Here is a 4542-nt window from a genome sequence, read left to right as displayed (position 1 = left end):
GGCCAGGCCTCAGCATTTTATTATGGTGATCCCCTGGGCGAAATGCGCCTGGTAAGCAGAGTTTTTGAAATGTAAGGCCTTTGAATAAGACAAAAGGCTGCCTCATCGCTAACTTTGCAACAGTGCCAATTTTCCCTTTAAAAATTCTATTTTTTTTAATGTCTTAACTTGTATTTAATATAGGAGATCCCCATAACAACAAAAGCACTACAGGAATACAACAATATGGCGAATCCACAAAAACACTATGCTAAGTTCCACACAAATATTCGATTAGGTCGTTATGACGAAGAAAGTACATTACGTGAAAAACGTGACCTTTTGATTAGCACCTTAAAAGATGAACTCAAAAAGGATCCAAATGGTCCTCAATTTGTTGAATACTTTAATCAAGGTAGTTATGCCTTGGGCACAGGGATTAAGCCTAAGAATGGAGATTATGATATTGATGTAGGAGTTTTATTAGATTGTGACAAAGAGGAATATGGCTCAGTAGAAATTAAAAAAATTGTTAGAGATGCTTTAACTCATTCAAATAGAACTGTAACGATCAAACGACCTTGCGTAACTGTCACTTATCTCAAAAATGGTAGTCCCGATTATCATGTAGATCTGCCCATCTACGCTGAAGACGACAAAGGCAATATGTATCTAGCTCGAGGTAAGGAATTCTCCTCTGAAGACCTTAAGACTTGGGATATTTCAAATCCTACTGAACTTACCGATACAATTTTGGGAAAATTTGAAGATGATTCAGATTTACGTCATCAGTTTAGACGATGTACTCGCTACTTGAAACAATGGCGAAATGAGAAAGGTCTAGATTTTTTTAAGAGTATTGCTATCACTACAGCTGTATATGAGCATATAACAGCTGAAGATTATGAGAATGATAATAAGGTATTACTTTCTATAGTAAATAATGTATTAGATCAATTCACTACCTTTAGCATTGATCCAGAAAATAACGAGTATTACTTCAGACTCGTAATTAATTTACCTGCACATCAAGGTGTAGACTTACTCGAAAAATTGACCCGAAAACAAATGGAGCACTTAAAATCAAAACTTGAAGATTTAAAATCATCTTTAGAAGCTGTAAATGAGGAAACTGATACAGTAGAAGCTTGCAAAATTTTAAATAAAACTTTTGGAAGACAATTCCCTATCCCTGAAATACAAGAAGTGTCCGAACCAGTAGTACAAACTTATTACACTCAAGAAGGAAAATCTGCTTAGGAAAACTCAATGTTTTTTGATAACCCAAAGTTAGACAATATTGAAAAGCTATTAAGTGAACATGGAGCTCAAAATATCCATGTCACTTCTATTACTAAGGATTGGGTTAATCTAAAATTTGATTTTCTCATTAATACACAACAGGTTTGCCTTGGTCTAATTTTTCAAAATAGAGCTAATTGGACGATACCTCCCATTTTTAGAATATTGACACGACCAATGTCTGCCTTAGATCATGTGAGTCAAAGTGGGGAAATTTGTACTACGGATCATCAAGGTGAAAACTTTGAAGGCTATAGACATAAAGAACTTATTACTGAATTCTTTGAAAGGGCTATAGATATACTCAAGCAATCTTTTATTAATTTTCAATTAAACAACCGAGTAAGCTTGTATAACGAACTAGAAGGATATTTAGGCAGCACTCAAAATATAAATGAGGATGTAATATTACATTGCGACCCTACTTCTACATTTAATTTATATGGTTGGTTAAGAAAATCATCAAAAGGGAATCATCAAATATTAGAGCATATTGATGATGGCGATAGTTCTTACATAAACCACAACCAGCTCACAAAAGTAAAAATTCATAAGATATTATTAGAAGATGCTTCTGTTTTCCCCATACCAGATATAGGAGATTATTTTAATGAGGACTATTTTCTAAAAATTGTTAATACCCTCTCTAATGAGAACAAACGATCTTTGTTAAAACAAGGCAATCATTATGCCCTAGTGGGAATTCCAAATGAACATGGATTTGCTTATGTGATTTTTTATTATGCCATTTGGTATTCTTTCAAAGAAAAAGTATCCTTCAAAGGCTTTAAAGTCTCTTTAACACAAAGAGCGTGGATAGATTATTTATTAAATAGAACGGGGCAAGAGAAAAAAACAAGACATATAGCGATTATCGGATGTGGGGCTTTAGGCTCAAAGATTGCAGAGATATTAGCTCAAACAGGCGTAAATAAATTTTCTTTCATAGATCCAGAGCTTTTAAAAACAGATAATATTTATCGTCATTCTTTAGGTTTGCAGTATGTTAATACCTATAAATCTACTTCTTTAGCTAATAAGTTTTTAATAGAAAGGCCCGGATTAACTATTTTTCCATTCGTAAGCCATGGTGAAAGCTGGATAAAATCAAAAATTACTGAAGATATTGATACTATCATCATAGCAATTGGCCATACTCCTACTGAGATTTCTCTCGTAAAAACTATTTATGAAATAAGTGCAAACATTCAAGTAATAATAGGCTGGTTAGAACCTTATGATTTAGGTGGACATTTTATTTCTTTCAATAATAAACATGTAGGATGTTTAAACTGCTTATATTTTGATGAAAAATCAAATAAAAGTCTTACCCCTATGTATAAATATGTACAATCTGGACAGCTAATTGCTAAAAATATTACAGGGTGTGCTGGTGCATTTACCCCCTTCTCTTCTTTAAATTGCATGAAGCTAGCAAGCTATATTTCTGAATATGTCCTGAATCAACAATTAGGATTTGTTTCTATTTCTGGCGACAATCAGAATGCAAATAAAAATGGAATAATTACTACCCCTTTTTATAATTCAGTAAATAATTCAAATGGAATTAATATATTGAATTTAAAAGAAATTTATAAAGAAGTATGCCCATGTTGCAATACATAACTCAAGGGAGGATTAAATGTGACACACCTACAGGCCAAGTCTTTATTATTCAAGCAAATGTTTTAAAGAGTTTAAAGCAATTTATACAATTAGAATCAGATTCTCCAGAATCGGGTGGCATTCTAATTGGAAGAACAGACATAGAAACTAAAGCTAAAATCATTGAAAGCTTTACCTCTCCTATGGAAGGAGACTGTCAAACACGTATGTCTTTCTTTAGGTCAAAGTCCCACCAATATGCTTTAATACAAGCTTGGAACGAATCTAAAAAATTCTATAATTTTCAAGGCCTATGGCATACACATCCTGAAGATGTACCAACACCCTCTCCAACCGATTTAAGGGATATAGATACTGTTCTAAATGGCATTACCAATCTTAATGACCCAGTTTTATATTTAATAATCGGAAGAGTAAAAACTGGAATCTGGATTGGTAGAAAAAATTTTAAAATCAAACTGTTAGGTTATATTGAGTTAAATTGAAAATGCAACTAGACCCATCCCTAAGTTTACAGACTTCTTTATCAGCAATAGATGATTTATCAAATGCAAATAAATATATAGAAGAAATTTTAAAGCATATTTGTATAGATTCATTAGGTGTATTAGTTGATGAAGAACGTAAAAATATAATTTTTGTCTTATTGAAAAATAAAAGCCCTGAAAGTTTTTTCCGTATAATTCTCAATTATGATGATACTTTAACTTTTGTCCGAAGATTGCTTGCCAAAAAAATTTCCATTTATGCACGCTTTCTTCAAGGTCACATAATTGATGCCCACACTCTACATGATTTTGAAAAGTTAAAAGAAACATGGAATTTAACCTCCTCTCAAGAGAGCGAAGTTAAAGATGTAGATTTTGTTCCTAGAAAGATTCCTAAACAAAAACCAAACCCTGTAAACCAATTAGAATATTTCATAAAAAGAATTTTTGATTTTGAGCATCTTACAGGTAGGGGTAACGATTTATCTGAAAAAGATAAAAACCAGATTTATCTCTCAAGTCATGGCCGATGTATGTTTAAAGGATGTGGTGCAAAATTAAACATAGATGAAATAACTGGATTTGAAGGTACATATGGCGTTTTAGCTCATAATGTTGCAGCATCAGAAAATTCTACTCGCGGTATCCCCTTCTTCTCATATCAACTATCAGATGATCCAACGAATATTTTATTATTATGTGAAAAACATCATAGGTTAATTGATAAAGTTGCTGGCGCAGAATATACAGCTTCAAGACTCTCGCAAATGAGAAGTAATTTCACAGCACAATGCGAAGATTTATTAGATTCTTTAAGCTTTACTCCTATGCCAGTGTATTTATTTTTCTGGCCCGTGAATCGCAATATTCCTCAGTCTCCTTCACGACGTGATATTGCAAGCTGCCTTCTCCCATTAAAATCTATTTTGCATAAAGATAAGACACTAATTCATGAACCATTACCAGCTCATTTAAGAGCTTCAGCTGATGAGTTCTATAAAAAGTATTTTTTAGAAGAATTGAACCGTACCGGGTTTGTCGGAGACTTTTTTATTTAAGTTAGGCCACCTGACCTAACGGGTTAATCTTATCATAGTACATTGCTTCAAACTCAAAAGGCGATACATAACCCAGTGCACTGTGTACA

At 33.0% G+C, this 4542-nt stretch carries 4 protein-coding genes and 1 pseudogene; all 5 read left to right on the top strand.

Annotation, left to right across the window (positions count from 1 at the left end):
- Nucleotides 1–75 (top strand): annotated as a pseudogene (locus FTV08_RS15810) (IS6 family transposase); the annotation flags it as partial.
- Between the two features lie 150 nt (nt 76–225).
- The gene (locus FTV08_RS15805) at nt 226–1239 is read left to right on the top strand and encodes a nucleotidyltransferase (protein WP_005006358.1); all 1014 of its coding nucleotides are present in this window, start codon (nt 226–228) and stop codon (nt 1237–1239) included.
- 9 nt (nt 1240–1248) lie between these two features.
- Nucleotides 1249–2907 carry a ThiF family adenylyltransferase gene (locus tag FTV08_RS15800; RefSeq protein WP_005006360.1) on the top strand — a complete coding sequence of 553 codons (1659 nt, stop codon included), beginning with the start codon at nt 1249–1251 and terminating at the stop codon, nt 2905–2907.
- On the top strand, nt 2892–3392 hold the full coding sequence (locus FTV08_RS15795) for a Mov34/MPN/PAD-1 family protein (protein ID WP_005006362.1): 501 nt from the start codon (nt 2892–2894) through the stop codon (nt 3390–3392). The genes FTV08_RS15800 and FTV08_RS15795 overlap by 16 nt, the downstream gene beginning before the upstream one ends.
- Nucleotides 3389–4453, top strand: coding sequence for a hypothetical protein (locus FTV08_RS15790; RefSeq protein WP_257221285.1), 1065 nt, complete (start codon nt 3389–3391; stop codon nt 4451–4453). The genes FTV08_RS15795 and FTV08_RS15790 overlap by 4 nt, the downstream gene beginning before the upstream one ends.
- Nucleotides 4454–4542 lie beyond the last annotated feature (89 nt).

It is taken from the genome of Acinetobacter sp. YH12226, from assembly GCF_013417805.1.
Lineage (GTDB): Bacteria > Pseudomonadota > Gammaproteobacteria > Pseudomonadales > Moraxellaceae > Acinetobacter.
This window is presented reverse-complemented; position numbering and strand designations above follow the sequence as displayed.